This window comes from Paenibacillus sp. 11B (genome assembly GCF_030487755.1).
In the GTDB taxonomy this organism is placed as follows: Bacteria; Bacillota; Bacilli; order Paenibacillales; family Paenibacillaceae; genus Paenibacillus; species Paenibacillus vandeheii.
Genome location: NZ_JAUKNS010000004.1, coordinates 414108 through 439568 on the forward strand (window position 1 = coordinate 414108; position 25461 = coordinate 439568).

Below are 25461 nucleotides of genomic sequence, written 5' to 3' on the forward strand. Positions count from 1 at the left end.
TTCAAACTCTTATCTTCTCCCGTTTGGGATCTCTACGTAAGTAATCATGTTCCTTCAGGTGAATCCGCAATTGGGCTTGCCACTGTCTAACCTTGGCCTTGTAATTCGCCTGATTTCCTTCATCCACACTGCCCGCTTCCAGGCGCTTGTACTTACGTATCTGGCGTTCCATGTAGCGCTGCCGCTGCTCAGCCTGGTAGTTGGCCAAAGCTTTTTCATCATCAGCCGGCTTAGGCAGTGAGCTGGTCCCCACAATGAACGTAGTCATGTTATGACGACAGTTCGGATGGAACAAACCAGCAGCAATGGCGGTACTCAGAAGCGGATACTTGCCATCAGCAACGGTCCCGCCTGAATAAACGTCGTCAATGAACACTTTGCCCTGATATGGCAGGCACAGCTTGGAACAGTTAGCATGTGACGATATCACCACAGTACGGATACCGAGCTGATCCCGCTTGGCTCCTTCACCAGCAAATACAGCTCGCTGGGAAGATGTACGCAACGCCATTTCCGCATAACTGGCCACATTCACCCTTCGACCGTTGGCATAGGTGATGGAGTCGAAGCCCTTTTCAAGAAAATCCTTAGTAGCCCGGTCAATAGCCTGGTTAAGCGAAGCAGCTCCACTGTTCAGGTAAACCTGGGACTTGTAGATGGTCTGTCTGTACACGTCATCTGCTTGCCTCAGCATGGCGTGGCGGGCTAATTGCAGATTGTTCTCTGCTGCATCTGCGAGAGCGTTAACCCGCTTCTCATTGATCCTGAAGAAGCTACGATCTGAACCATCCTCAGGCTCAACATCCGGCTTTTTGCCCGTGATCTTGTTCCACAGGCTCTTTACCGTACTTTTTACCCGATCAGCCCCGCGCCGCCAGGAGCCTTTAACCTCTTCCTCTGCGGCCTTCTTCACTTCTGGTTCATACTTCTTGGATATCTGACGTGTCTCCTTACGGTAACGCTGGATATCCTCCAGCTTGCGTTGTTGCCACTGCTCCCACTCCTTGCCCTCTCGTTCCTCGTCATCCTTGTGACGCTGAAGGTTACGCTGCATGGACTTGATCAGATCCATTTCCATGTCGCTGAAGATCTGGCGGATGTCATATTTCTTCTTCATGTCTCATCAACTTCATCGTCTTCTGGATCTGGTGGGTCATCCCGTTTCAGAGACGGTTCATCAAAGGTGATGTTCTGCTCATCCTTCAGGCGTTTAGCCTCTTCTGCCTTCTCCTCATCAGTCCAGGTGTCGCCGTACATCTCTTCCAGGGCTCTCTCGATGCTCATCACGCCAAACGTCCTGGCCTTACCCACTGTCTCAACCACGCTGCCAAAGTCTGGGGCAGCATACTCACCAAACTTGACGGACGCCTCATATTCACCAGGCTGCTTCTTCTGCAGCGTGTCATAGACCTTCAGGACAGTTTCCACTAGCTCAGGAATGACCTCGTTCAGCCGGTCAACAATCTTCCCGCGTGTGTATAGCGTTGCCTTTTCCTTCTCGCGCTGCGCTTCAGCGTTGTCTGTCTTCTTCAGGTCGATGCCTAGCGTGCTTGGAGATACAACCCCTTGCAGACACATATCCAAGACACTTGCATAAGACTCAACAAACGCCTCATACAGGATCTGCGGTTGCACCAGGTTAATCAGGCCTTTAGCTTCCTCAGCCAAAGGAACTGACAGCTTGATGAACTGGTTATCGAACGGGTTTGGCCGTAACGGTGCCCCTGTATTCGAATCCCTTGGGACCATGTCCTCCGGAATGTACTGTTTCACTCGCCCTGATCGGATCGCATCGACCCACTGGCTGACTACCTCGTCCAATGCATCGAAGTTGTCCCCCTTTGTTTCGAAAATCGATTTCCCGCGCCCTGGCCATTTCGTCGATTTGAACACCATCAGCGGAACGGCCATCAGGAACTTCCCATCATACGTAATTTCCGGAATCAGGCTAGCTGTATCCGGCAGCGTGTTCAGCGGAACATCTTTTCCATAGGCATCCAGCAGACGGGCGTGAACGTAACCACGCCCAAACACCTCTTCTAGGCGGTAGTCCTTTTCCTTCACCCGGTAGTCTGTATAGAAAACAACCTCATGGAGCCTGCCACGCTTTCGCCTGTACTCGACCTGATCTCCGCTGTAAAACTCAATCAGCGGGTACTGGCTCACATCCGGATCAATCGAAATCTTGAACGCCCCGTCACCTGTTACCAATGCACCTGATACCGATTCTGGCAGCAGCTCCTCAAAGTCGTTATCCTTGGCGATCTCTTCCCACTGCTTCGTTGCCTGCTCGTTCTGTAGCTGAATACTATCCAAATCTGCAACAACGATATCCGCCAATCGATCCGCAATCATAGCCGGTAATCCGGAATGGATCTTGCGGATCGACATATCCTCACTTGGCACGGCAGCCCAAAAACGTGCTTTACTCACACTGTCGAATGCAGCCTGCTTGTAGAACTGATCCAGCTCGGACGCATCGCCTCTATACCACAGCTGGTTCCGCAACACATTGGTCTGATATCCGTACGGCTCCCGAATGGTAAACGTCTTATTATCCGGTGCTGGTTGAATCCTCAATATCTTCATGACCATATTCTGAAACCACCCCACTCTCACCACTCCTATCTACTGCATAAGCTCCATCGCAATGCGGTAATTCAACAGCCTTGCAAAGACGCAAAAATAGGCAATCCTTACACTGTCCATCTGCCTTGAACATCCTCATACCTCCAGTCTGCGTTTGAACGGCTGCACGGCATATTCACTACTATCCAAGCAGTCAACCGGGTAACTGCCGTCATCCGTCCGGACCCATTCGCCTTTCTGGCGCTCCTTCTCATCCCATGTCGCATTCTCTAGGGCTTCCTGCCACTGCTTTAGATGGGCCATCACCTTGTATCTGCCTTGGTTGATGAGAATAGTTGTGAGCCGGATCCGGTCCACGATGCCCTCTTTCTTGTAAGCAGGCACAACTGGAATGTGTATCCCCCGCCGCTTTAACTCATTAGCCAGCGCCTGCCGGAACAGTTTGTCAGCAGATTCAGCAAAGATATGAGCGCATGACAAAAAGGCCGGATAGGTTTCCGACCATTCGACGATCTTATTCACGACTTCCTTGGCGTACCGGTCATGCGTATATCCAGACTCCTTGCCCTGCTTATGGTAATAGCCGTCCAGTAGGATGACATCTTTATACCTTGGCGTGAATCCAGTCAGCGTTGCCACCGTGGCGTCTGTACCCCCAATATCGATACCTATGGAGAACTCAATAAATCGGAAATCCTTAATATCCTTACGAGTAACAACAACTGCCGGCTTAGTGTATCCCGTGTAGATCCGCCCTGTGGCCGCTGTTCGCTTACCCAAAATATCAGCTTGATACCATAGGCTGCCTTTGTCATACGTGGATAGCGTGGTCTTGAGACGGTCGTTAGGGATAGACAGGTTATCAAACACGGTAAAGTGTTCGTAATTGTATCCGGTATTCTCTCCAAGCTTCAGCAGCTCGTCCTGGTAATCCAGAATGTCACGGTAGAACCAGTGAGAGGGAGGTTTAGGGTTAAGGTCAAAAAAGAGCTGCCTGAAGGTACTCGCCAGTGTCCGGTCAAATACCTCCTGCACAAACGACTGATGGCACTCATTGACCTCAGTGATGTACACCGTACCATACGAGTTACCTTTGATCCGGGCAGCGTCATTGGCTTTACCACCACCCGCGATAATGACTACTTTCTCCCCGGTCTTGGTCTGAATATACAGTGCGTCCCGGTTCTTGTATTCTCCCTCACGGCAACGCCCCGCAAATAGGTGCTGAAGCCCAAAGCCGTTCGAGTCAATAGCGTTCATCTTCGCAGCAGCCAAGGAAACACCTGCAACCAGATGCAGCTTGTCCGGATGAACCTCCAAACACATGGCATAGGCAATCAGGTTAATGATGTTTTTTCCGGCCCGCTTACCACCCTCAGCTACGTTCAGCCAGGCGTGTTTACTTCGGGCAATATAGCTTGCCTGTTTTTGATTAAACGGCGCATACGGGATCAGTGCGGCCTCAGTCATCATCCATCACCCGTTCAGCTACCGGATTATTAATCATATCAGCCAAAGCCACGATCTGAGCGCTTGGATTGAAGCCGTCTTTGTCTGGAACCTTCGATTTCAGCACAGCAACACGGGCTTTCTGCTCCTCTGTCATGTATCCAGCGTACCGATCCAGCATCTTCAGGGCTTCCATCTTGTCAGCAAGCTTAACGGTGGTCCCGCTCTTGCCTATCTTGATTTCACTGACAATCGCCCCGTCCACGTCGTCCGCATTCTTGAAATCGACGAAGTTGATTTGCTGCGTGATCGGCTGGCCCTCTCCATCCTGGCCAACGGTTATTTCCTTGCGACCAAAATCCACGAAATCCGTGATATCCGCAAAGGCAATTTTCATGTATTCAGCAATGATCCGTTGGATATCCAAGCCAAGCGCCTCGGTATACATTTCCTTATGTCGCTGGATCTCCGCATGCACTTTAGGATTTCTTAGCGTCTCCCATCCAACCACATGCGCTGAACGTTTGCTGTAGCCTGCTGCCATAGCTGCGCGTGTGATATTGAAGTCTCTCAGGTACTCCATGATGAAAATGCGTTGCTTGTCCGTCAGCTGGCTGTCCTCTGAGACTTTCGGCGCTGCGTGTTGCAACGTTGCAACGTTGCGTTGCGTCGCGGCTCCTCGTTGCCAGTTCTCTCGGTTCTTACGGCTACGGATCGTTGAATCCTTGATGCCGTATTGCTCAGCAAGCTCCTTCAGCGTTAAATTGCTTGTCTCAAACAATCGTCTAATCTCTTCCCAATTCGGCGTCAATTCATCTTCACCACCTCCGCTAATGTATTCGTATGTAAAAGAAAAAGCACCCCGAAGGATGCTTAATCTTCAAATCTCTCATTCTCATAACCTGGCACATGGATTCTTTTTATGAGTTCTGATACTTCAGATTTATCTTTAACTCCTGGACGTTCAAGAATCTCCAACAAATGAAGAAGCCCTTCTGGACTAGTGAAATGGTCTAAGTGCATATCTTTAAGACTCTTTCCTTCTTGAAAAAGTTGAGTCTCATTGTACATACATTTTTGATCATGATGGACAATTCTAAAACCAGTTTGGACATCCTCGCTATCACTGTACCATTCGAACCACCCTAGTCTTGCTTCTTCGATAGGATTCCCGCATTTGTCACAGATCCATTCACTCGTTGCTTGTACTGACATTCTCTCATTCCCCCTTGAATTTGTGTGAAGGACTATATTATACCAACTCAGGAGGAAGGACACAAAAAAGAGCCCTCCGCAATGGAGAGCCCTGTTATAGACAGACTTATGGTGTACATGTTGTACGGCACGACGTACGGCAGTCCGTACGGCAAGATCACAAAAATTCTTTTGAAATCTTGTCTTTAGCCCGGTCCACATAGTCCTGAACCGTTCTCTTACTTAAGCCTAGTTTAGACGAAATCTCCAAAAGCGTCAAGCCTTGTGCCATATGAAGCAGAAAGCATGTTCGCTCTCTGTCACTCAAGGCAAGTAACGCATCCACCAGACGCAGCCGTTCAGCATCGGTGATCTCCTGCCCGGACAGCTTGATATAGATTTCCCTTTGCCGATACACGTCGGTAATCTCGACGCCACGGCGGCTGCCTGGCCGTCTCCCGCGTTTTAACCACGTCAGGGCATATCTCATGTCGGACAGCATTTCAGAGACCGTGCCGGCCTCCTCTTTCTCTTGGGGATCGTTCAGATCCAGACTCTTCCGGTAATTGTCCAGTGCTCGGGAATCCGTTGAATATTGACTGATCAGTGTCTCAATCCACGTTGCTTTGGTCGTTGTTGACATCTATTTCACCCTCTCTATTCTTGCTTTCAATGCGTCCAGAAGCTTGTCCTGCGTGGCAGCCTTACCTTCCAGGGCTTTCATCACGTCTTCGTCAGCTCCACCTTGAACCACCAGGTGGTGCAGGATAACCTTCTGCTTCTGGCCCTGCCTATGCAGACGGCCGTTCGCTTGCTGATACAATTCCAGGCTCCAGTTCAGGCCGAACCACACCACGTGGTTCCCCCCGTCCTGCAGATTAAGGCCGTAGGCTGCACTGGCGGGATGTGCAAGCAGAATATCCACCTTGCCGGCATTCCAATCCAGTTGGTCCTGCGGCGTCTTTAGCTCCCGGATCCGTAAGCTGGTTTTCTCCAGCGCCTTCTTGATCCGAGTCAGGTCATGCTGGAAGCTGTAAAACACCAAAGCCGATTTCCCGTTAAGCTGTTCCACCAGCTCCATGAAGGCTTCCACCTTGTTATCGTGGATCTCAAAGACCTGCCTGTTCTCATCGTACAAGGCACCGTTACACAGCTGCAGTAACTTACCCGATAACACTGCCGCACTGGTTGCCGTGATCTCTGTCCCGTCATCGATCTCCAGAAGCAGCTCCTTCTCCAGTTGGTTGTACTGCTTCTGGGCTTTCGCATCCAGGACAACGGGAATAACGTTCATGATACTATCCGGTAGCTCAATATAATCCTCGGCCTTCATGCTGATACATAGATCAGCAATCTGTCGCTGAATCACATCATCTGCACCAGGCTTTGCGGTGTAGCCGTGGCCGTTGTAATTCTTCTCAAAATACTTTACACGGTACCCCGTGATGTTCTTCTCCAGACGTTTCCCCTGATCCAATAGATTCACCTGGGCCCACAGGTCAAGCAGCCCGTTCGGTGCTGGGGTACCGGTTAGGCCCACAATCCGCTTAATATGCGGCCGTACCCATGTCAGTACCTTGAATCGATTAGCCTTGTGATTCTTAAAACTGGACAACTCGTCCAATACCACCATGTCAAAAGGCCAGGCATTCCGGTAATACTCCACAAGCCATGCCACGTTATCCCGGTTGATCACCCATACATCTCCTGGTGTGTTCAGCGCCTTGATCCGCTGCTGTGCGGTACCCAAAACGGTAATGATACGCATATGCTTCAGGTGCTGCCACTTGGCCGCCTCGTTCCCCCAGGTAGCTTCTGCCACCTTCTTGGGTGCAATGACCAAAGTCCGGCTGACCGCGAATCGGTTGTACTTCAGGTCGTTAACGGCCGTCAAGGTGATCACGGTTTTCCCTAGACCCAGATCCAGAAACAGTCCAAGGGCATCATCTGTCAAAAGCCGGTTAATGCAATACCGCTGATAATCATGCGGGATAAACTTCTTACGCTCTACGCTCAAAGCTCCTGCAGCCATGCGTCCACCTGCTCTCTGCTGTCGATCACCCGTACCTCATGGCCCAAAGCCTGCATCCGCTTATGTTGCACCTGCTGCAGCTTGGTGGGTTTCTTACCTGGGGCCTTCAGCTCCACGAATACGGTTCGGCCTTCAGGAAGCAGTACCATCCGATCAGGCACTCCCGAGTTACCAGGCGATACGAATTTATAGGCAATGCCGCCAAGGGCTTTTATCTTATCTCGTAAATATGATTCAATTTGGCTCTCTTTCACTTGACAACCCTCCTCAGTCTGTGTTACGCGTACACGGGTGTACGTACGTAACTTTCTAGTATTTAGGCGTGTTAGGCGTTATTTAATTTCTATATTCTCTATATTCTATTTGTTTTTTATCTTTAACTAGATAACTGTCAACAGTGTCAACAAAGTATAATAAAAGTATATATAGCAAGGGTTTTGGACGTTGACAGTTGTGTTGACACTCATGTTGACACTTGAAAATCTGTCACATTTCTTTGTTGACAGTTAAGCGAGTGTCAACAATTCATCTGTCAACATTGTCAACTATCTTTGCGACGATAGCCGCGCTGGGTTTCGTATGGGCCGAATCGTCCACGATACTCCTCCCATCCTGGTATGCAGGATAAAATGCCGTTAATCTCTCGAGTGTCCGCTTGCTTCATAAACTTGATGTCCGAATTGAAGCACTCGCACCAAATTTCAGCGGCACATATCCGGTCCCGGGGGCCTCCCTCGCCTTCCTGGGGCTTCCCAAACTCGCCGGACCAGTACATCCGTCTTGTAGCCAGATCACGTTTTAACCAATCTTCCGGAACTGGCCGATCAACGAATGCCTGAATGATGCCCTCCTTTGCATTACTTTCCCTGTGAGCCTCTTGGCGCTCTTTGGCCAACTCTTCGATATCTCCTGAAAGATACAGGGGCTCGCTCAGCTGCCACCGTACAAAAGCTTCCGCATATATCTGATCGACTTCACCCTTCAGATCCTGAAACACACTCTTTGTCGGCTTCACGATGCCTACATCGATTGGCCAGAACCGCCGATTGCCTGTACGGTCCCGTAGGAACTCACTATCATTGGTTGTCCCGAAGAACACACAGCGCCGTGGATAAGGCATTGTACGCTTGCCGTAAGCTTCACGATAAATGTCTTCCGTACGACTCAGGAACTGCTTAACGGCGTTGCTCTCTGACTTACTCATCCCCGTCAGCTCACCCACCTCATTGAGCCAAACACCCTGAATCAACTCCATGGCGTCCTTGCCCTCAAAGGTGGTCAAGCTGTCGGAATACCAATCCTTGCCCATGTACCGCAGAAACGTCGATTTACCAAGCCCCTGGGGCCCTGCCAGAATCGGCATATAGTCCCATTTGACGCCGGGCTCCATTGCTCTGGCCACAGCAGCCGTGAAGGACTTCCGGGACACCGCCCGGGTATACAGACTGTCCTCTGCACCCAGGTAATCGGTGAACAGCGTGTCCAGTCTCGGCACACCGTCCCACGTCAGCCCTTCCAGGTACCTCCGCACATCGTTGAACCGCTTCTTATGTGTGATCAGGGTTAACGCGTTGTTGATCTTCGCATCTACCGCAATGCCATACACCTTTTCAATATAATGATAGATCCCTGCATCATCTGAGCTGGCCCAAGGCCGCCGATCTTCCCTGGCATCCCAAGGCAGCGCCCCAAGCACCAGACCCCGATTGGCGAATTCATCAAACGCACTCTTATCCTTTAAAGCCGGATCAAACTCCAGCACGATCAGCACGTTGTCTACGGTCTTCAGGTACACACCGTTACTGTTAAACTCCAGCCGCCGCATCCAGTCCATATCCTCGGGCTCTGCCGGCAATACAGGAGAGTCGGCAAACGCCGCTGTGGCCTTCTGGTGTCTCTCCTGCATGAGCAATCCCGCTACAGGTTCCTGGCGCATGGCGAAGTCCATCATGGCTGTGTAAGACGGAAGCTTGTTCGTAGGGGTTCCAGGCTTTGCCTCGTCGTCCTGATCTCCGAACTTGTGAAGACGCACCAGGTCAAAACTGTTTACCAGCCGTCCGCCTGTCGGATCCGTAGCATGATGGGAGAATAGAAACTGGCCATCGTCATAAACAATCGCACCGCCTGTGGTCGAACCGCCTACGTACGTAAGTCGGCCACTGCCATCATCCGTATTCAGATAGACACCTGGTAAGAATGCGTCAATCGCTGCCGGCACGTCGTAGACCTTACAGAAAGCACCCACCATACCCTGCTTCTCCGTGGGATCACCCTGCTTGGCCGCCAGGCGTACGTGTGTCTGTCCGGTACCGGGCACCTGTGGCCATGAAGCCACATTGCGCCAATCGGCATACATGCCCAGCAGGCCATCCACTGAAAGAAAAGGCTTATCCCCGAACGTAAACACGAACTGACTGTCTGCGCTGCAGCTTGGCCAGTACATGAGCCGTGAAGCTTCGAACGTGGTCGGATCACATAACCCAATGCCGATGATCTCCCCGAGCTTCCGGGCAATCGGCTCATACTCATCCGCTGTGGCCATCCGGTCCAGCGGTGCAACGACCCGAAGGCGTGGCCGGTTCTCTTCATGCTTCCGCGTACTGTAAACGGCATAGCCACAACTCAGGCCATCCAAGCGGCGAAGGATATCCGCCGTCGCGCCTGCTGGAATATTATCAAGGTCAAGCGTAACCAGATCACGGCCAATGACCGCGTTGGCTTTCCGGCGACCGCCTGACAGACTGCCACCGACAAAGCCGCCAACGTCCTTCAGGTCATCCTGTTTGCTCTTAGGCAGCTGCAAGTATTCCGCCAGCGTTTCCGCACCCCGTACAGCAGTCCGTAAACGCTCGACGATCTCCGACCAATAGGCCGTTTGCGTCTGCCAGTTTGTGCTGTGTCTGGTCCCGGCGCTTGATATAGTTAGTTGTCTGTCAAAATGCATGACGCCTGCCTCCTGGTTTATTCCGATTCTTCAACGACCCTATAGTCGTACACATCAATGTCAGATACAGTTATTAATTGAGGATCTCGATTTATAGTGTCAGGAGCAACAACACCGTACTTTTTCAACAAGAAAAATAAATCTTCCAAGCTCATTGAAGCTCTCTCAGCCTTATAGAGCTTGTTTCCAAATTCACCCTCAGCCATGTCGTCCGGTATCGAAACCTCAATTTCATGTTTGCTTTTAATTGTTTCATACACAATCAACTTTGCTTTACGCATATAGATACCTCCTGGTTTAATCAATCTCTATAACAGGTAAATCCGTAAGGGCATATTGTTGCCATGGCGGTATCTCATAAAGCTCAATCTCTCCCGCAGGATACTTCATCGTCAGGACTCCGCCAGCTTCAATCCTGGTGTGAACTGGTGTATTTTTGAACGTCCGGAGTAATCGGCGGAACAACTCATAGTTGATGACCATAGAACGTTCTTTATCCTCAATGACCACCGGGTAACCTTTGATCGGGGTTAAAGAATCAAACTGACGAACCAGGTCCTTCTTTTTAGCCTTTTGGCTAGGAGCCGTACAAGCCCGAATTTGGGCACCAAGCGTAATTCTCTTTCTGGTTATCGCTGAGTTTGCACGCTTCTTCGCTTCAGTGATTCGCTTCTTTTCATCTACGCTTAAAGCTCTCATGGCTAACCTTCTCCTCTGTGGATCTGAGATAATGCGCCCCATGTTTGACGCTTAATATCCTCCAGCACTTCGAATACTTCATGTGGAGTAAGCCCGTCGTTCTCGATCATTTCAATCATGCCCGTAACCACAAACGCGTGGGCTCGGTTACTACCGTTGAAGCGCAATTTGTCAGGATTACTCATTTTGAGTCACCGCTTTCCCTGGAGTGTTGCAGATACAACACCTGTTTTGTTTTGTTTCTTCCTTGGCGGCGGTTCCGGAAGAGGCTTGTACACCTCGCCAATCACTTTGCCGCTATCGTCTGTGACGATATCCCAAGGGATATCTGATTTATAAAGATCCGTGAACATCGGCTTTAATCTGACCTCCTGTATTAAATAGATTTACGGGCTATTCCAATCAGATCAAGCGCGAATATTCGAGCCTGGGCGTCCTTGATAATCTGTTTTAAAGTGTCAACCTCAGCAGTCTGAACGCCTTCTATGGAATGAATAAGATCCGGTGCAGTCAGCGTGGCCAGATCCTTACGAGAAGGATTCTGAAGCTGAGAAACGCGCATGGATTGTTTCCGGATAGAACGTTCAATCTGGTTGCGTACCGTCCGAGCATTACCGAAGTTCGGCTTGCCCTTCTCAATCCACAACACACTGGCCAAAGCGTCTAGGTAATCCTTATCCGGCTGATATTCCTGATCGATACACATTTGAAATCCGATCTGCACAAGCTCGGGTACCGGGTAATCTGGAAAGTGAATGGTGGTCGGAAACCTGGAGGCGAGTCCTGGATTCACCTTAATAAACTCAGCCATTTCTTTGGGGTATCCGGCAGCGATCACGACAACTTCGTCCCGCATATCCTCAATACATTGCACCATAGTAGCGAGTACAGTATCGGCCTGGCGGTGAGAAGTCTCTTTACTTGGCGTAAAAGCGTAAGCTTCATCAATGAAGAGAACGCCACCACGAGCTTCATTGAACTTAGCGACTAAGGCCCGTTCAGCTTCTCCCACATGAGGAGCCGCAATTGCAGATTGGTGGATCTCAACAAAAGGGATATCCTTTTTGTCAGTTCTTTTGAGCAACCCGATTTCTGCAAACGCCTCTCCGATCAGCCGCGCTGCCGTTGTCTTGCCCGTACCTGGATTGCCTGTGAAAATCATGTGATTCGTCTGATTCGATGTTTTAAGATGATTCTTTTTACGTAGCGCAGCGATCCGCGAGAAGTGAACCATTTCATCAACCTGTTCCTTGATAGCGTGCATTCCTGGCAGGCTTGCCAGGCGGTTCAGCGCATCCTTTGCCTTCTCGTTAACTTGATAATCCCCCACGTCCGATCCTCCTTCTTCGTCCTGGCCAACCAGTTGAGCACTTTGCCAGAACCCTTTCGTGCCGCGACCCTCTAATTCACGTTGCGCCATCAATAGCTGATACTGAGCTTCACCCTTTGTAGCCTTGATCCGTTGCCGATCCTGTACGACATCTTTGTAAAGATCCCATAAAGCTGTTTCAGGGTAATACCAGCGCGCCCAGCCTTCAGGTGTCTGATGCCGGTTAATTTGCTTCCGTCCGATATCCACGTTGTAGCGGTACTTATACTGCTTCTTTCCTTTGTGATCTCCGATCCGAATGCTGTTACAAACGCCGTAATCAAGCTTCAGGTAAATGCTGCTTGTCGTCTTGCTGTCGTAACGCTGTATGATGAATCCTTCCCGTTGTAAAAGCATGATCAGGTCGGCTGCTATTCGTGCTGTCGCCTTCAAAGCCAACCCCTCCTAATCCTTCATGTAAAATGCTGTGGTGAACCCCGCAGCCTTGAGCGGCAGCCCAGGTGCCCAGGGTACCGGTTCAGCCATCAGATCCAAGACCTTCTCCAGATCCTCCGGATAAGCCGATTCGATTCCGATTTCGTCATGAACATGCAGCACGGTATCAAACCCTGCTTGCTCCACCCGCACCAGTGATACGGCCAGACAGTCCCGAGCAATCGCTTGAACAATGTTCTCGACCAGTTTCCCACCGTAGGTGTTGATCAGCGACCATTTTCCTGTCTTCTGATCCGGGCCCATGTAATGCAATGCCTGTTTGCCAAAGTCGTTCTGAGCCAGGCGTGGCTCGACATAATATAGCTTTCTTCCGGAAGGCAGCTGAACCGTAAAGAAGTCCAAGCCGTTACCGTGATGGCTCTCCCGAGCAAAGATGATGCCCCGAACCCCTGCAGGCTGACCCGTCTCCATCACACTCAGCGCCGCCTTTTCAAAGCTGAACCACAAATCCACAATGCGCCGATTGGCGTTACGCCACCGCGTTACGATCTCTGGCAGCTCGTCCTCTTCTAGGCCCATATCCAGGGCACCCATGGCGATCAGAGCACCGGAAGCACCCTGATAACCCAAAGCTAGTTCAGACACCTTGCCCCGTTGACGCAGATCCTTGTCCACCTGTTCAAGAGGTATCCCGAACATGGCCGACGCTGAAGCCTCATAAATTTTGCCGTGGGTAGCGAATACATCCAGCCGCCATTGCTCTCCAGCAAGCCAGGCAATAACCCGGGCCTCAATAGCTGAGAAATCGGCTATATGAAGCTTCTTCCCGTCGGGAGCCACAAACGCGGTCCGGATCAATTGGCTGAGCGTATCAGGAACGTTTCCGTACATCAGTTTCAACAGATTGACCTGCTGTCCGTGAACCAGCTGCCTCGCATATTCGAGGGTGTCCATCTTGTTCCGCGGAAGGTTGTGGACCTGAACCAATCGACCTGCCCAGCGTCCTGTCCGATTGGCTCCGTAGAACTGCAACAGCCCCCGAACGCGTCCGTCTTCACAAGCTACCGTCTCCATGGCCACATACTTTTTAGTACTTGTCTTGGACAGTTCCCTGCGGATCTCCAGGACGCGCTTGGCTCTGCCTTCTTCCACGTTGTCGATCAGTCCGGATACGGTGTCTTTCCTCAGATCCTCGACCTCTTCCCCGATCTCCTTGGATAGCCACTTTTTAAGCTGCTGGACAGACTTGGGGTTGTCCAAGCCGCTGAGCTGGATGGCTTCCTGCATCAGCTCTGCTGTGATCTGCTGATCTACGGCCAAAGCCCCCTCGACCAGCTGCAGGTCACAGGCGATCCCTCGGGCATTGATTCGTTGATCCAGGAACCAAAGCTCCCATTCCATATCTGGAACCGGGAAGACCGATAGCCTGCGAAGGATCTCCACCTCTGCCACAACGTCACCCACACAGTACTGCTTGAACAGCTCCCACTTCTCAGGCTCATGATGGGGCAGGGTGCGCGTCCGGAAGCCGGTTGACTTGGCAGGCTTCTTGATCGGAATGCAGAACGTCCGAATCAGTGCGCCACCGACGCCCATTTTCTTCTTGTCCTGGGGCAGCCCGAGCGCTTCGCCTACCTTGCCAAGTCCAGCAGGGTATCCGCAGTACAGCCCGTGAATCTGAGTGCAGCGCCAATGCTCTATAGGCGAAGGCCAGAATTTGTTTAGACAGTACCATTCAAAAGCCGCGTTATATGCGTGTTTGATGACTTCTTTATCATTTAAAGCGCGGATAACTTCTTCCGGAATGACTTCACCCTGTGCTAGATCAATAATTCGCGTCGGGCCGCTATTCCAGGAATAAGCGAACAAAAGGATTTCAAAATCAGGACTTTGAACGTATCGATATAACCCTGCTTTCTTGATGTCGATACTGCTGTAGGTCTCAATATCGATGGAAAGGTGCCATGTCATGTTGTTGGTTTCCTCCTTTCTGGTAAAGTGAAGGGGTTCCGAAGAACCCCTCTACTGAAATGTCTATGAATTAGATCCCGTAGATCCCGCCGCCAAGAGGCTTGCCGGTGATCGGATCGATCTGTTGTTGCGGTGGTTGCTGCTGTCCGTAGCCTTGTTGCGGAGCTTGTCCGTACTGCGGTTGCTGAGGTGCTTGACCATAGCCAGGTTGTGCTGGCGGCTGTTGGCCGTATTGCGGTTGTTGTGGTGCTTGGCCATATCCCGGTTGAGTCGGAGGTTGCTGGCCATACTGTGGCTGCTGTGGTTGTTGGCCGTATTGCTGCGGCGGGATCTGATCATAACCCTGTGGAGCTGGCTGAGGAACAAAGCCCACTCCGCCACCATTGCCGCCGAAAGCTTGTTCAGCGGAGATCCGTCCGCCTAAGGCTTCACCATCACGAAGGATCTGCACTGGACCAAGTCCGGCACCTACCCCTTTTTTGCCGCTGTTGCTATAGGGGAAGAAGTTAATGTTCACCCGGCCATACACGCCTGAGTACACACGGGTTTGATCAATGATCGGTCCCATGTCTGGACCCACAACCGCCTGCTGCTGCTTACTGCTTGCCGTCAGAACCCAATGCCCTTTGCATTCAGGGCCAAATACTTCACCGTTTGGTCTTAATCCGTCCCCATCATGAATAGGATTGCTAGGTTGCGCCGGACGAGCCCCTGCCCATACGCCAGCTACGCCTTTTTGTGAAGCAGCTTCAATGGCTGCATTGATACGTTGCATTGTGGCAAAATCGGATTTAGGAATCAGAATCGTAGTGCTGTATTTCGGCTCCTGCCCTGGTTTGTTGGCACGTGGTGTGAACAAGTTTACAAAGCTCAGTCTTACCTCGTTTGTGGTGATTGCTGTTTCTGTTGTCATATTGTCATATCCCCTTTGATTGTAGTTAATGTTATAAAATTCGGCCCATTCCATATCGTTAAGGTAGTCATCTAAAACATCACCCATAGATCATCCATCCTTGCCGAATACGTCTTCTGGTTTTACTTGATTTGTGATACCTGGACGCTTATCATCTTCAGGAGCCAATGTCGGCGCTCCGGATCGGGTGACGACATGGCCGGATTCTGCAAGCAATTCCTTGTAGACCTTTTTGGTCAAAGCAGTCTCAAGTTGTGGCGGCGTCAATGGCTTACGATCATACAGGATCGCTTCCTCAATGCCTTTCTCTTTCAGATAGGTAAACGCCGCGTCTAGATCCACATAATCTCGGCTACCCCGACCCTCTACGGCTTTCCAGCCGGGAACGATCCCCCCTTTCAGAGTTTCAGCCAGGGCAAGCTTCTTCAGCTCGTTATACCAGCCGACAATTCCCTCGGCACGTTTCAACACGTCTGCAGCTTCCTCCCAGCTGAGCAGCGGCGGCTTCATTGGTGCTTTGGTGCCTGCCTCCATGATCTGCTCCACTCTAGCCCTGCATGTCGCTTTAGCCCGGCAAAATCCGCATTGCGATCCAGGAACATATTCACCTTCACCGTTGAAGGCTTGCTGAGCAATCGGCTTGATTGACTCCCCCCAGGACAACAGCTCGGCAGCGGACAACGACCATTCAGAAGGCTCATTCCACACTTTTGGTTGAACGATGGCCACGTGCACAGACTCAATCGGAAACAGGAGACTGAAAGCCTTGTAAGCACCCAGCGCATAAAGCTTCATTTGTGAATTGTTTTCAGCTGATACCGGAACGCCTTGTCCATTCTTGTAATCGATGACATGCAGCCTCCCGCTACCAATGATGATGCAGTCCGACGTTCCGAAGCTTTCCGGGACAAAGTCGGTCAGATCCACGCGGCGTTCGATGGCCACAAACGGCGGCGAAGGGAATTGGTGTACGATAGATTGAATGTAATCCAGGTATGCATTGGTATGATCTTCCATGATTGGCTCATACAGTTCATCCGCTTTGTACTTCTTCAGGGCAGCGTTATACTTGCGAGTCGTCAGACCCGAGAACAGTTTCTGCAGCTTCAGCTCAGCGATTTCATGGGCGAGTGTGCCGCGCTTGGCGGCCTCACTCTCACTATCAGGTAACGTGGCTTCGAGCCTGGCACTCGGCGTGCACTGCAACCAGCGGGATGCCCCACTGGCCGACAGCAGCGCGTGTGCCCGCTCTGCATGTGCAATTTCCGTCATTAGATGCGGCCCCCAAGGCTACGGAGGAACGTTGCAAACTCACCATACTTGCTTGGATCAAGCGCTGTGAGTGAGCCAGCCCCTTGTTGCTGGAGCCATCCGATCAGATCGGGACCTTTACCTGCATCCATAACGGGCTGAGCAGCTACGCCAAGTTGATCAATCGTGTAAGCTGGCGCTGTTGTTGGAACGCCTGTTTGTTGCGGTGGCTGCTGGCCATACTGTTGCTGATCCTGTTGACCTGGTTGGCCTTGCACTGGCGGCTGCTGTCCGTATTGCTGTTGTTCTGGTTGTTGGCCATACTGCGGCGGCTGACCATAGACTGGCTGTTGGCCGTACTGAGGTTGCTGCCCATACTGTGGCTGTTGGCCATATTGGGGCTGCTGTGGCGGCTGCACTGGTGCTTGGTTAGACGGCTGAGTCGGTGCCGGTTGTGTAGGCACAGTGGAGACTGTGGTTTGTGCTGGCACATCAGCATTAGGCATACTACCCAACGTGCCTGCTAGATCGTGCACCAGGTTTTTAATGTCAGCGGCGTTTACGGCTTGGAATGTGATTTGGATCGGAACGATATTTTGCATGGATGAATCCTCCTAATAGGTTTTAGTTTGATTTAGTAAGCTCTGAAGCTTTATTAATGCAAGGTGTACAGATCTGTTTACCATGAAATAAGTGCAGACTTTCAGTGTTGCCGCAGAGGATGCAGCCAGGTTGATACTTGCGAATGATGATCTTGTCACCTTCTACGAAGTACTCCAGCGGATCTCCTTCCTCAATAAAGTGAGTGCGTCGAAGCTCTTTCGGAATAACGACACGGCCCAGGTCATCAATGCGGCGGACAATACCTGTGGATTTCATACTGAATCTCCTCTCTTCCGTAAACCGGCTTTAAATCGGGCTAAATATTTTAGTGAATGAATACGTGCCTGGCGCTTGGCATTCTCGTAAGCAGCAAATTCTAAACAGATCAATCGTTCATCGCGAGTGAGGGTAAGCCAAACCTTTCCGGTTACATTCATTGCAATTTCCTTTCTGCCGGTGTAGACTGGCGATAGAATAGTTTTAATTGTGTGCAGCTGACAAGGGGTAGGAGCCTTCCAGCTGCATTTTTGCGTACAGACGATTACGATACATGCGGTACTGCTTGTCCGCATGAGAAGCGACTTTGATATGGCCACTGCGGCGCATCTGGCTTGCAAGGGCCAAGTAAAAGGCGCAAGCTGCTTTGTAATGCTGTTTTGTCATCAAGGGCAAAATTCTCACCTCCTCTCAGTGCTATCAAATATACTCAGTGATTAATTTCGTACCACCGCAGAGTTCAAAGTTAGACATTATGAACTCTTCTAATTTGGTACGAGAAACCCCGTCATACTCCTGTAGCTTTTGATAAATGTACATTTTGTTTAGTGCCATATGGTATTGGGGGTAATCCTGCTCAACAATAGATTGAATGGTCGGCCAATGTGAAGCAAAGCCACAATCGTGAAAAGTATTCTTTAGACGATCAAACACACCAAGACCCGTCAATCCAAAACCTCTCTTTTTGAAGTGAATCTCTAAATTCCTGTACTCTGCTGTTTCGAAGATAATTTCAAAGATGAACTCTCCATCTTTTTTCCAGTCAGATAAAGTGATTGCTTCAAGTTCGTGCCGTTTCACGTATTCAGCAAGCAAACCATTAAGGACTTCATCCGATAACTTTGCCAAGTATTCATAGCAAGCGAATTGTTTTGCTTTGTAATACTTCCCTTGAATTGTTTCTTCAACATACCGTTGTAATACGATACGAACCAAGGCCAATGGATCATAAGTAAACTGGACTGTCTTCATTACCTGGAAAGCCTCCTCTCATTCGTCATCTTCAATTTTTACAGCATCGATGCACTGTTCTGGATTGTCGCGCTTCGCAAGTCGTTTCTTCGCGGTGGGAGTTATCAGCCAGTAAATGTACGCTGCAGAAACACCTAGCGCCTTCGCACATTCATCAACGTTACCCGTAGCAATTAACTCATCTCCCCGGTAGACCGCATACGCTGCCTTCTTCGTCCGACTCATATAATCTGATCCTCGATGCCTTTGAAATAATGATCCAAATATAAGCACTTCCTTCAGAAAAAGTTTGAAGTTCATTAGCCCGTTTCTTCACTCTGCAGGGTTAGCAATCGATTTAATTGCATTGCAGAAGGCTCCCTTGCTAGCAACCTTGCTTTATGCTTTTCGGCTACTTGAGTAGCATCCAAGCTAGTTATGCTTCCGCGATTCAAAACAACCCCGCCAGACTCGTTCAGCTTAATTGAAACAGGGCGGTCAATTGGGCGACGCTTGTGACAATCATTTACAAACTTAAATGCCCCGCGTACTTGATCATCGCTCATACTTTCGTCAATACTTACAACATGATCCAAAATATCTCTTTGCATCGCCAATATGTCTTCATCGATTGTTTCTGGCGATAACCCCAATGCCTGCATATCTTTTAGGATGTCTTCGACTCTTCGCATATCCTCGCCCCCTGTGTGCAAATGATGTTAAATGTCTCTGGCGACAAAACTTCTCTGTATTTAGCTACTGTGAGTTCTCTAAAATCCAGAGAAGCTAGTACAGAAGCTAAAACCTTGTTTGTCTCATCTGTTGCTGGAGGTTTATGACCTGTACATAAGAGAGAAAGGTACGCTCTAGATAGTTTTTTACCTTTTAATTCACATTTCATTGAGATTTGTGAATAAGTCATACCACTTTCGGCAATTGCGTTAGAGAGGATATTGGCATATCGCATCTGTGTCCACCTCCTCAAACCACTTGTTAAACAAGAAGTTAAACTCTTGTTGTAGTCATAGTGTAACACAGCAAAAGTTTACGTCAAGCTATAACAACAATAATTTGTTTACTTATTAGTTAAACGAGTGTATACTGATGATATCGAAAAGGAGGCTATTAAGAGGAATGAATTATTTTGAACTTTTGAAAAAAAGAATAAAAGAATCCGGACTTACACTAGAAGAAATAGCTGAAAAAATCGAAAATGATGGTTTTGGGGTGGGCAAGGGGTACATAAGTAGACTACAAAACGGGAAAGTAAAAAACCCTGCAACAGATGAGTTGACTCGTGCAATTGCAAAAGCGATAAATACTAATCCAGAGGATCTGCTACTGGCAGCATTAATGGAGAGGGCTCCCCATGAACTCCATAATCAACTGATTAGATTGATTAAAGCTGAAGAGCTAAGAAGAGAATATGAAAGTGCCATTCGAGTAAAAGATGCACAATCTGGTAGCCTTCCTATTGATCGCATTATACAAATACCTCTACTTGGCTCTATAGCAGCCGGAGAGCCTATTGATCGCATTGAGTTAGCAGAAGACATCGAATACGTTGATAAAGCGATAACTAGAGGTAACAAGGCCTTTGCGCTGAATGTAAAAGGTGACAGTATGATTGGTGACATGATTATGAGTGGGGATATAGTAATTTGCATTTCACAGCAAGAAGTTACTTCTTCTGATATAGCTGTCGTTGCAGTCAATCGAGAGACCGCAACATTGAAACGGGTAAAGTGCCAAGGAGAGATGTGCATACTTATGCCTTCCAACCCTAAAATGGAACCTTCTCTCGTTCCTGCTGACCAAGTTGAAATCTTAGGCAAGGTAATTGAAGTTAGACGAAGATTTTAGAAAGGGTGATTAAGATGATAAATCTTGAAGGACTACCAGGATTGCTTTACTCAAGAAAATCAAGAAAAGATATTGAAGCTGAAAAAGAGGCTGCTGCTAATGGCAAACCTTATGATACTTTAGAAAAACATAGAATTGCGCTTCTGGAGATGGCAAAGAAGTACAAACTTCATGTTGTAGATCTCTTTGAAGAGCTAGTGAGTGGGGAATTTATTGCCGAGAGACCAAAAATGCAAAAGGCTCTGGAAATGCTTAGAAGCGGCGAAATCAAATGGGTCGGCGTTATGGACGAGGATCGCCTCGGACGTGGCGATAAGATAGATCAAGGTAGAATAGAAAGAGCCTTTAAAGAATCAAATGCATATATCATAACCCCGTACAAAATTGTCGATCTGCAAGATGAAGCCGATGAGTTGTACATGGATTACAAAGGAATGGGTGCTCGATATGAGTATAAACAGTCTAAACGAAGATTACAGGATGGTAGAAAACGATCTGCCAGCAGAGGAAACTATATATGGACCCATGCACCATTTGGGTATATTAAAGGGCTCGACTTCAAAACTAACTTTCCCCATCTCATCCAAGAGTACGAGAAGAACGCATCTGAAATGCCCAACTTAAAATTGTACCCTCATCCTGAGCAACACCAAATCGTCCGCAACATTTTTAAATGGTTTGCTGCGGGAGAGAAGATGGAAACTATATTAGATAGGTTGGTAATTGAAACTGTTTTCCCTTGGAAAAGCAGCTCATATAATTATAAAAATGTGCACAGAATGCTTAAAAACCTTGTTTACACCGGTGTATGTGTGTTCGGGAAGAAAAAATATATTAAACTTGAGGACGGTTCCTATAAGGTAATTCCAATCCCTAAAGAAGAGTGGTCTGTTACAAAAAACACCCATATTCCACTATGTTCTGAAGAAGATTTCGAAAAAGTTGAAAGAAGAATTAAAGAAGCCAATACCGCAAAGAACAAACGGAATACGGTTTTCAGAAATCCGCTGGCCACTTTGCTTAAATGTCACTATTGTGGAAATATGATGAATTACGCTATTAACTATTCTAAACCCAGAAATAAGCACCAAATTATTTGCCCTGTATTGAACTGTAAGGAAAATCACTCAATAGCCTATATCTATGTAGAAGAACAACTGGTTAAACAGATGAAGGAGTTTTATGCCGAAGTAATAGCAGATCCTAACTTCATTACTGCTTCTAAGCAAGACATCATTGAAGATTTGGAAACAAAAGTGAGTAACTTAAATAAGTTGCTTGTAAAAGCTAAAAAGCAATTAGCAAATGCGCATGACTATTTAGAACAAGAAATTTATACTTTGGACACTTTCCTTGAACGACAATCCACGATATCCAAGAAGATTGACGATCTTAACGAACAATTCAAACAAGCCAGTGAAGATCTCAATGCTGAAAAAATTAAAGCTGCTAAGAAGAACAATTTTGTCCCACGATTGAAAAACGTAGTTGATACCTTCGAACATTTAGAATTCCCTAAAGATAAAAACGATCTTTTAAAAGAGATTATTGAATGCATCTATTTCGACAAGCCTGGGCCAGGATTTAGACGAAACCCCCACTTTAACCTTGATATAACTTGGAAAGACTTGTGACCAAAAAGAGTCTATCATCGCACTGTGTATTTGTACATGCCAATCCATTCCTTCATTAAAGCATTGTACTGAACGGCGCTGCGGTTGAGGATGAAAGAACGGTTTTGCATGTGTGGTCGGACGCAGTCCGGGCAACCTATTCCTCGACCACAGCGCAAGCAGCGAATGGTACGAATCCACGGAATTTGCTGCACACATCGGGTACATACCTCTGGATAAATTGTTGAAAGGATCGCTCGGGTTCCACAGGTCAGGCAAGTTGCTCCTGGTGGGGCGAGCAGGTTATGCAGACGATGGGTAAGCTGGTGCAAATAATCGGTTAAATCGTTTAGCCAGATGGGCATAAGTGTGAGCCTCCAAAGTTGAATTTATGGATGAGACGGTGGGTGCAGGTATCCTTTGCGGCGGGCGATGGTATTCATCTTTCGGATCTGTGCCACTGCTCGGACCTGAGAACGTGTACGACGGGATGATGCAAAGACGACTCTTCCAGCTGGATCATCCATAGATCTACCTGCTCTGCCCGCCATCTGCACCAGAGACGCTTCGTCAAATAGGCTATTATCCGCATCCAAAATGAATACATCGCTACGGGGAATGGTGACGCCTCGCTCCAAGATAGTGGTGGTCACGAGCAGACGTATGGTCCGTTCACGAAAAGCAATAACCTTGCTCGCACGATCTGGATCTTGGGATGATGTTCCTTCGATATGAATTTGTGGAAACATGCGACGCATGAGATTTACAAATGCCTCAATCTGAGCGATTCGTGTCACAAAAACAAATAATTGAGCTTCCCGCAGCAAGGAGGTTTGAATGCTCTTTTTTAGTGTGGCGGGCAGCTCCCGCTTCCGAATACATTCAGCGACGGTAGGCATTTTCATCAGGTGTGGCACAGGAAGAGGATGGCGATGAAAACGAACCGGTACTCTGGCGTGAGCGAGTCCCCCCTGAGCGGCTTCCTTCTGCAGCCGAGCTGGCGGCGTAGCAGACAGGTATACAAAGTGTCCATGAGGTTTGCACGAGGAGGCTGCAGCATGAGCGAGCATAGGATCGTTGTGATAGGGAAAAGCATCGAGTTCGTCGATAATGACGAGATCGAATCCCTGGTAAAAACGCATCAGTTGGTGCGTTGTCGCGAGTGTGAGCTGTGCGTCTTTCCAGCGCTCGGTGCTGCCTCCGTATAGTGTAGCGAGCGAGATGTTAGGGAACGCCTTCGCCAAACGAGGGGCAAGCTCCAGCACGACATCCCGCCGCGGCGTAGCGACAAGAGCTCGTCCACCGCGCTCCAATATGTATTGGAGCAAAGGGAATATCATCTCGGTTTTACCGGCCCCGGTCACGGCCCACAGCAAAAACCGCCCCGGCCCATCCCCTGCGGATGACTGGGCCAAAAACGCCAGCGCCTCGGCAGCCGCCGCGCTCTGCGCCGGGCTCAACCCCCACCGGGCAAGTCCGCCCTCGGTGGGGTCAACGGCCATGCCACGACGCGATGCTTCACCGCGTCGTGGCATGGCTCCTGGCGCTGCGCTAAGCAGCAGCAGCGCACAAGCACGGCTGCGCCCCAGCGCGAGGCATGCCTCGCAGTAGGCGCACGCCGCCAGGCCGCAGGCAGCGCAGGGCACGCGCTGCCCGGCAAAGCTGCCGCATCGGCGGCAGCGGGGCGCGCTGTGCGCGCGACCAAGCCACGCGAGGCGTCGCCGCCGCGTGGCAGGCGCCTTCAGGGCGGCTGCTATGCTCAGCCGCCCCCATAGGTGCGCGAGCTGCGCAGCCGCGCGCCAAACCGAGGCAAGCTGCGGCGCTGTGTCCGCCAGCAGCGCCTCTGCCTCGGCCGCCAGCAATTGGCGGCCGCGAAGCCGCTCAGCCAGCAGGGCCGCGCCCCGCTCCAGCTGAGCCCACTCCCCCGCGGGATATGGCTCTGCCATCCCGCCCACCTCCGCACCTCTTTCAGCGGCACTCCCTACATTACCCGCCATCTCTCCCCTAGGCTCCAGTTCCCCGGAGGCCCGCTCGTACCCATCCACTTTGCGCTGCATATACGCCTTCCAATGCTCCCCTCCCCACTGATCCATCCCTCGCTCCATCTCAAAATTCTCTACCATCCATGAGGCCTGACTTAAAGGCAGCTCCCTGCCTAACAGCAACCATCGCAACACCCGCTGTCCGCTCACCCCCTCAAGCCACCACGCCACATCCACTCGGATATCCAGTGATAGAATCATCTTCCACCCTTCTCTCACTTGACACACATATAAACCAACCTTCATCTGCTCTCCTCCCTCAGCTTCAATATCCCGAAACGCAAAAAAAAGCACATGCCAACCCGACTTTTCGTCGGAGCATGTGCTTCATGTCCATCCCAATCAAATCATATCCATTTGTACTACCACTATATCAATCGTCGAGTTGTGTTACAAGTTATTGTAATTCCAAATCCTCTTCATCATATCCTTTTACCAATTCTCTTATTAATGATAATCTTTCTTTGAATACGCGAAACTTTTTCCAATCCGTACCGTCTATACTTTTAACTTAAGAGTTCTGATTTCAAAAAGCTTCTGATTGTTAACTAAAGAAGAACAGAAACCCTGCAATAACCATACATTGCATAAAAACCCATATTTAATTTATCAGCAAGCTTGGCTACAATGACAAAAAAAGACTACAGCATACGCTGTAATCTTTAACCTCGAACTTATGAAATCCAAGCTTAACTTGGCAAGCAGGTATGACTTCATTAAAAGTACTTTTTGACTGATGACATTCTTTAGCCGGTCTGTCTCAGCATTTCGTACGGATAATGATTTTAACCCGAAAAAAGCAACTACTGCTTCGGCTCACGCAAATCGATAAGGCGAATAGAACGATTCCCTGTCTGATTCCCCTGCTCCATATCGGAAGGGACAGCAGATAAGTAGGATAACTCCATTCCTTGCCTATGCATAAGCTTTTCAATGATTCGAACCGTTTCGGCTTCCGTACGATCAGCGACAACCGTCAATGTGAAGCTCTTTCCACGGTAAAATAATTCCCGGCAAAGCGCTCTTACAATACCTTCAATCCGCTGCTCCTGATTGGAAGGAATGAGCAGAATCTGCTCGTAGCCTTCGGGGTCCGGACGAGAAAGATCGCGCTGGTGCATGGCATGAACGGCCATTGCCGCCAGGAAGTATATGAGCAGAATCATAGTCAGATGAGCAACCATGGCAACTGCACCTCCTCGGAAGGTCATGCTCACCCATGGCGAACATCCCTGTATACAGCAGTATATGCTGCATCCCCTGAAGGGTTACACTTGCAAATCCCGAACGCTCATATTCCATTCTG

29 protein-coding genes are annotated in these 25461 nt (G+C 49.4%); 2 read left to right on the forward strand and 27 right to left on the reverse strand.

Annotated elements, in window-relative coordinates; all coding sequences use genetic code 11:
- Nucleotide 1 precedes the first annotated feature (1 nt).
- The 24 genes from Q0V21_RS18790 to Q0V21_RS18905 form a co-directional block, all read right to left on the reverse strand.
- Nucleotides 2-1117, reverse strand: a complete 1116-nt coding sequence (locus tag Q0V21_RS18790; RefSeq protein WP_301880067.1) for a phage minor capsid protein — start codon at nt 1115-1117, stop codon at nt 2-4.
- The gene (locus Q0V21_RS18795) at nt 1114-2613 is read right to left on the reverse strand and encodes a capsid protein (protein ID WP_301880068.1); all 1500 of its coding nucleotides are present in this window, start codon (nt 2611-2613) and stop codon (nt 1114-1116) included. Before Q0V21_RS18795 ends, Q0V21_RS18790 begins: the two co-directional genes overlap by 4 nt.
- Nucleotides 2614-2724: 111 nt before the next feature.
- Complete coding sequence (locus Q0V21_RS18800) at nt 2725-4062, reverse strand: phage terminase large subunit (protein WP_301880070.1); 1338 nt, start codon at nt 4060-4062, stop codon at nt 2725-2727.
- Nucleotides 4052-4849, reverse strand: coding sequence for a terminase small subunit (locus Q0V21_RS18805; RefSeq protein WP_301880072.1), 798 nt, complete (start codon nt 4847-4849; stop codon nt 4052-4054). The genes Q0V21_RS18800 and Q0V21_RS18805 overlap by 11 nt, the downstream gene beginning before the upstream one ends.
- A 62-nt stretch (nt 4850-4911) precedes the next feature.
- On the reverse strand, nt 4912-5253 hold the full coding sequence (locus Q0V21_RS18810; protein ID WP_301880073.1) for a hypothetical protein: 342 nt from the start codon (nt 5251-5253) through the stop codon (nt 4912-4914).
- A 157-nt stretch (nt 5254-5410) separates the two neighbouring features.
- Entirely contained in the window at nt 5411-5875 is a 465-nt protein-coding gene (locus Q0V21_RS18815) for a sigma-70 family RNA polymerase sigma factor (protein WP_301880074.1), read from the reverse strand.
- A complete protein-coding gene (locus Q0V21_RS18820) occupies nt 5876-7264 on the reverse strand; it encodes a DEAD/DEAH box helicase (RefSeq protein ID WP_301880075.1) in 1389 nt (462 codons plus the stop codon).
- Nucleotides 7246-7518 carry a PDDEXK family nuclease gene (locus Q0V21_RS18825; protein ID WP_301880076.1) on the reverse strand — a complete coding sequence of 91 codons (273 nt, stop codon included), beginning with the start codon at nt 7516-7518 and terminating at the stop codon, nt 7246-7248. Before Q0V21_RS18825 ends, Q0V21_RS18820 begins: the two co-directional genes overlap by 19 nt.
- 287 nt (nt 7519-7805) lie before the next feature.
- A complete protein-coding gene (locus Q0V21_RS18830) occupies nt 7806-10208 on the reverse strand; it encodes a virulence-associated E family protein (protein ID WP_301880077.1) in 2403 nt (800 codons plus the stop codon).
- A gap of 17 nt (nt 10209-10225) precedes the next feature.
- Nucleotides 10226-10489, reverse strand: a complete 264-nt coding sequence (locus tag Q0V21_RS18835; RefSeq protein WP_301880078.1) for a hypothetical protein — start codon at nt 10487-10489, stop codon at nt 10226-10228.
- A gap of 16 nt (nt 10490-10505) precedes the next feature.
- Nucleotides 10506-10907 carry a hypothetical protein gene (locus tag Q0V21_RS18840; RefSeq protein WP_301880079.1) on the reverse strand — a complete coding sequence of 134 codons (402 nt, stop codon included), beginning with the start codon at nt 10905-10907 and terminating at the stop codon, nt 10506-10508.
- 2 nt (nt 10908-10909) lie between these two features.
- The gene (locus Q0V21_RS18845; protein ID WP_301880080.1) at nt 10910-11092 is read right to left on the reverse strand and encodes a hypothetical protein; all 183 of its coding nucleotides are present in this window, start codon (nt 11090-11092) and stop codon (nt 10910-10912) included.
- Between the two features lie 6 nt (nt 11093-11098).
- Nucleotides 11099-11260, reverse strand: coding sequence for a hypothetical protein (locus Q0V21_RS18850; protein ID WP_301880081.1), 162 nt, complete (start codon nt 11258-11260; stop codon nt 11099-11101).
- A 23-nt stretch (nt 11261-11283) separates the two neighbouring features.
- Entirely contained in the window at nt 11284-12669 is a 1386-nt protein-coding gene (locus tag Q0V21_RS18855) for an AAA family ATPase (protein ID WP_301880082.1), read from the reverse strand.
- A gap of 12 nt (nt 12670-12681) precedes the next feature.
- Nucleotides 12682-14643, reverse strand: a complete 1962-nt coding sequence (locus tag Q0V21_RS18860; RefSeq protein ID WP_301880083.1) for a DNA polymerase — start codon at nt 14641-14643, stop codon at nt 12682-12684.
- 70 nt (nt 14644-14713) lie between these two features.
- Complete coding sequence (locus tag Q0V21_RS18865; protein ID WP_301880085.1) at nt 14714-15643, reverse strand: DUF2815 family protein; 930 nt, start codon at nt 15641-15643, stop codon at nt 14714-14716.
- Between the two features lie 3 nt (nt 15644-15646).
- Nucleotides 15647-16828 carry a DUF2800 domain-containing protein gene (locus Q0V21_RS18870; protein ID WP_301880086.1) on the reverse strand — a complete coding sequence of 394 codons (1182 nt, stop codon included), beginning with the start codon at nt 16826-16828 and terminating at the stop codon, nt 15647-15649.
- Nucleotides 16828-17409, reverse strand: coding sequence for a hypothetical protein (locus tag Q0V21_RS18875; RefSeq protein WP_301880087.1), 582 nt, complete (start codon nt 17407-17409; stop codon nt 16828-16830). Before Q0V21_RS18875 ends, Q0V21_RS18870 begins: the two co-directional genes overlap by 1 nt.
- A 22-nt stretch (nt 17410-17431) precedes the next feature.
- Nucleotides 17432-17686, reverse strand: a complete 255-nt coding sequence (locus Q0V21_RS18880) for an AbrB/MazE/SpoVT family DNA-binding domain-containing protein (RefSeq protein WP_301880088.1) — start codon at nt 17684-17686, stop codon at nt 17432-17434.
- A 204-nt stretch (nt 17687-17890) separates the two neighbouring features.
- A complete protein-coding gene (locus tag Q0V21_RS18885; protein WP_301880089.1) occupies nt 17891-18082 on the reverse strand; it encodes a hypothetical protein in 192 nt (63 codons plus the stop codon).
- Between the two features lie 24 nt (nt 18083-18106).
- Nucleotides 18107-18658 (reverse strand): hypothetical protein, encoded by a 552-nt coding sequence (locus Q0V21_RS18890; RefSeq protein ID WP_301880090.1) that lies wholly within the window; start codon nt 18656-18658, stop codon nt 18107-18109.
- Nucleotides 18659-18676: 18 nt separating this feature from the next.
- Nucleotides 18677-18883, reverse strand: coding sequence for a hypothetical protein (locus tag Q0V21_RS18895; protein WP_301880091.1), 207 nt, complete (start codon nt 18881-18883; stop codon nt 18677-18679).
- Nucleotides 18884-18957: 74 nt separating this feature from the next.
- Nucleotides 18958-19329, reverse strand: coding sequence for a hypothetical protein (locus tag Q0V21_RS18900; RefSeq protein WP_301880092.1), 372 nt, complete (start codon nt 19327-19329; stop codon nt 18958-18960).
- Entirely contained in the window at nt 19305-19604 is a 300-nt protein-coding gene (locus Q0V21_RS18905; RefSeq protein ID WP_301880093.1) for a hypothetical protein, read from the reverse strand. The genes Q0V21_RS18900 and Q0V21_RS18905 overlap by 25 nt, the downstream gene beginning before the upstream one ends.
- A 167-nt stretch (nt 19605-19771) precedes the next feature.
- On the opposite strand from Q0V21_RS18905, the gene Q0V21_RS18910 reads away from it, so the two are divergent.
- Together Q0V21_RS18910 and Q0V21_RS18915 are read left to right on the forward strand one after the other, a co-directional pair.
- The gene (locus tag Q0V21_RS18910) at nt 19772-20500 is read left to right on the forward strand and encodes a helix-turn-helix domain-containing protein (RefSeq protein ID WP_301880094.1); all 729 of its coding nucleotides are present in this window, start codon (nt 19772-19774) and stop codon (nt 20498-20500) included.
- Between the two features lie 14 nt (nt 20501-20514).
- Nucleotides 20515-22134 (forward strand): recombinase family protein, encoded by a 1620-nt coding sequence (locus tag Q0V21_RS18915; protein ID WP_301880095.1) that lies wholly within the window; start codon nt 20515-20517, stop codon nt 22132-22134.
- A gap of 14 nt (nt 22135-22148) precedes the next feature.
- On the opposite strand, the gene Q0V21_RS18920 is transcribed toward Q0V21_RS18915, so the two are convergent.
- From Q0V21_RS18920 to Q0V21_RS18930, 3 genes are all read right to left on the reverse strand, one after another.
- A complete protein-coding gene (locus Q0V21_RS18920) occupies nt 22149-22478 on the reverse strand; it encodes a hypothetical protein (RefSeq protein WP_301880096.1) in 330 nt (109 codons plus the stop codon).
- Nucleotides 22479-22502: 24 nt separating this feature from the next.
- A complete protein-coding gene (locus Q0V21_RS18925) occupies nt 22503-24401 on the reverse strand; it encodes a helicase-related protein (protein WP_301880097.1) in 1899 nt (632 codons plus the stop codon).
- A gap of 557 nt (nt 24402-24958) precedes the next feature.
- Nucleotides 24959-25339 carry a hypothetical protein gene (locus Q0V21_RS18930; RefSeq protein ID WP_301880098.1) on the reverse strand — a complete coding sequence of 127 codons (381 nt, stop codon included), beginning with the start codon at nt 25337-25339 and terminating at the stop codon, nt 24959-24961.
- Between the last annotated feature and the right edge of the window lie 122 nt (nt 25340-25461).

Coding starts and splice junctions, on each gene's coding strand:
- Q0V21_RS18810 (WP_301880073.1), bottom strand. CDS start 5,253: ATGTCAGTACAAGCAACGAGTGAATGGATCTGTGACAAATGCGGGAAT.
- Q0V21_RS18830 (WP_301880077.1), bottom strand. CDS start 10,208: ATGCATTTTGACAGACAACTAACTATATCAAGCGCCGGGACCAGACAC.
- Q0V21_RS18790 (WP_301880067.1), bottom strand. CDS start 1,117: ATGAAGAAGAAATATGACATCCGCCAGATCTTCAGCGACATGGAAATG.
- Q0V21_RS18900 (WP_301880092.1), bottom strand. CDS start 19,329: ATGCGAAGAGTCGAAGACATCCTAAAAGATATGCAGGCATTGGGGTTA.
- Q0V21_RS18870 (WP_301880086.1), bottom strand. CDS start 16,828: ATGACGGAAATTGCACATGCAGAGCGGGCACACGCGCTGCTGTCGGCC.
- Q0V21_RS18815 (WP_301880074.1), bottom strand. CDS start 5,875: ATGTCAACAACGACCAAAGCAACGTGGATTGAGACACTGATCAGTCAA.
- Q0V21_RS18840 (WP_301880079.1), bottom strand. CDS start 10,907: ATGAGAGCTTTAAGCGTAGATGAAAAGAAGCGAATCACTGAAGCGAAG.
- Q0V21_RS18875 (WP_301880087.1), bottom strand. CDS start 17,409: ATGCAAAATATCGTTCCGATCCAAATCACATTCCAAGCCGTAAACGCC.
- Q0V21_RS18880 (WP_301880088.1), bottom strand. CDS start 17,686: ATGAAATCCACAGGTATTGTCCGCCGCATTGATGACCTGGGCCGTGTC.
- Q0V21_RS18895 (WP_301880091.1), bottom strand. CDS start 18,883: ATGAGTCGGACGAAGAAGGCAGCGTATGCGGTCTACCGGGGAGATGAG.
- Q0V21_RS18850 (WP_301880081.1), bottom strand. CDS start 11,260: ATGTTCACGGATCTTTATAAATCAGATATCCCTTGGGATATCGTCACA.
- Q0V21_RS18930 (WP_301880098.1), bottom strand. CDS start 25,339: ATGGTTGCTCATCTGACTATGATTCTGCTCATATACTTCCTGGCGGCA.
- Q0V21_RS18925 (WP_301880097.1), bottom strand. CDS start 24,401: ATGAAGGTTGGTTTATATGTGTGTCAAGTGAGAGAAGGGTGGAAGATG.
- Q0V21_RS18845 (WP_301880080.1), bottom strand. CDS start 11,092: ATGAGTAATCCTGACAAATTGCGCTTCAACGGTAGTAACCGAGCCCAC.
- Q0V21_RS18800 (WP_301880070.1), bottom strand. CDS start 4,062: ATGATGACTGAGGCCGCACTGATCCCGTATGCGCCGTTTAATCAAAAA.
- Q0V21_RS18890 (WP_301880090.1), bottom strand. CDS start 18,658: ATGAAGACAGTCCAGTTTACTTATGATCCATTGGCCTTGGTTCGTATC.
- Q0V21_RS18820 (WP_301880075.1), bottom strand. CDS start 7,264: ATGGCTGCAGGAGCTTTGAGCGTAGAGCGTAAGAAGTTTATCCCGCAT.
- Q0V21_RS18865 (WP_301880085.1), bottom strand. CDS start 15,643: ATGGGTGATGTTTTAGATGACTACCTTAACGATATGGAATGGGCCGAA.
- Q0V21_RS18835 (WP_301880078.1), bottom strand. CDS start 10,489: ATGCGTAAAGCAAAGTTGATTGTGTATGAAACAATTAAAAGCAAACAT.
- Q0V21_RS18910 (WP_301880094.1), top strand. CDS start 19,772: ATGAATTATTTTGAACTTTTGAAAAAAAGAATAAAAGAATCCGGACTT.
- Q0V21_RS18915 (WP_301880095.1), top strand. CDS start 20,515: ATGATAAATCTTGAAGGACTACCAGGATTGCTTTACTCAAGAAAATCA.
- Q0V21_RS18860 (WP_301880083.1), bottom strand. CDS start 14,643: ATGACATGGCACCTTTCCATCGATATTGAGACCTACAGCAGTATCGAC.
- Q0V21_RS18905 (WP_301880093.1), bottom strand. CDS start 19,604: ATGCGATATGCCAATATCCTCTCTAACGCAATTGCCGAAAGTGGTATG.
- Q0V21_RS18920 (WP_301880096.1), bottom strand. CDS start 22,478: ATGCCCATCTGGCTAAACGATTTAACCGATTATTTGCACCAGCTTACC.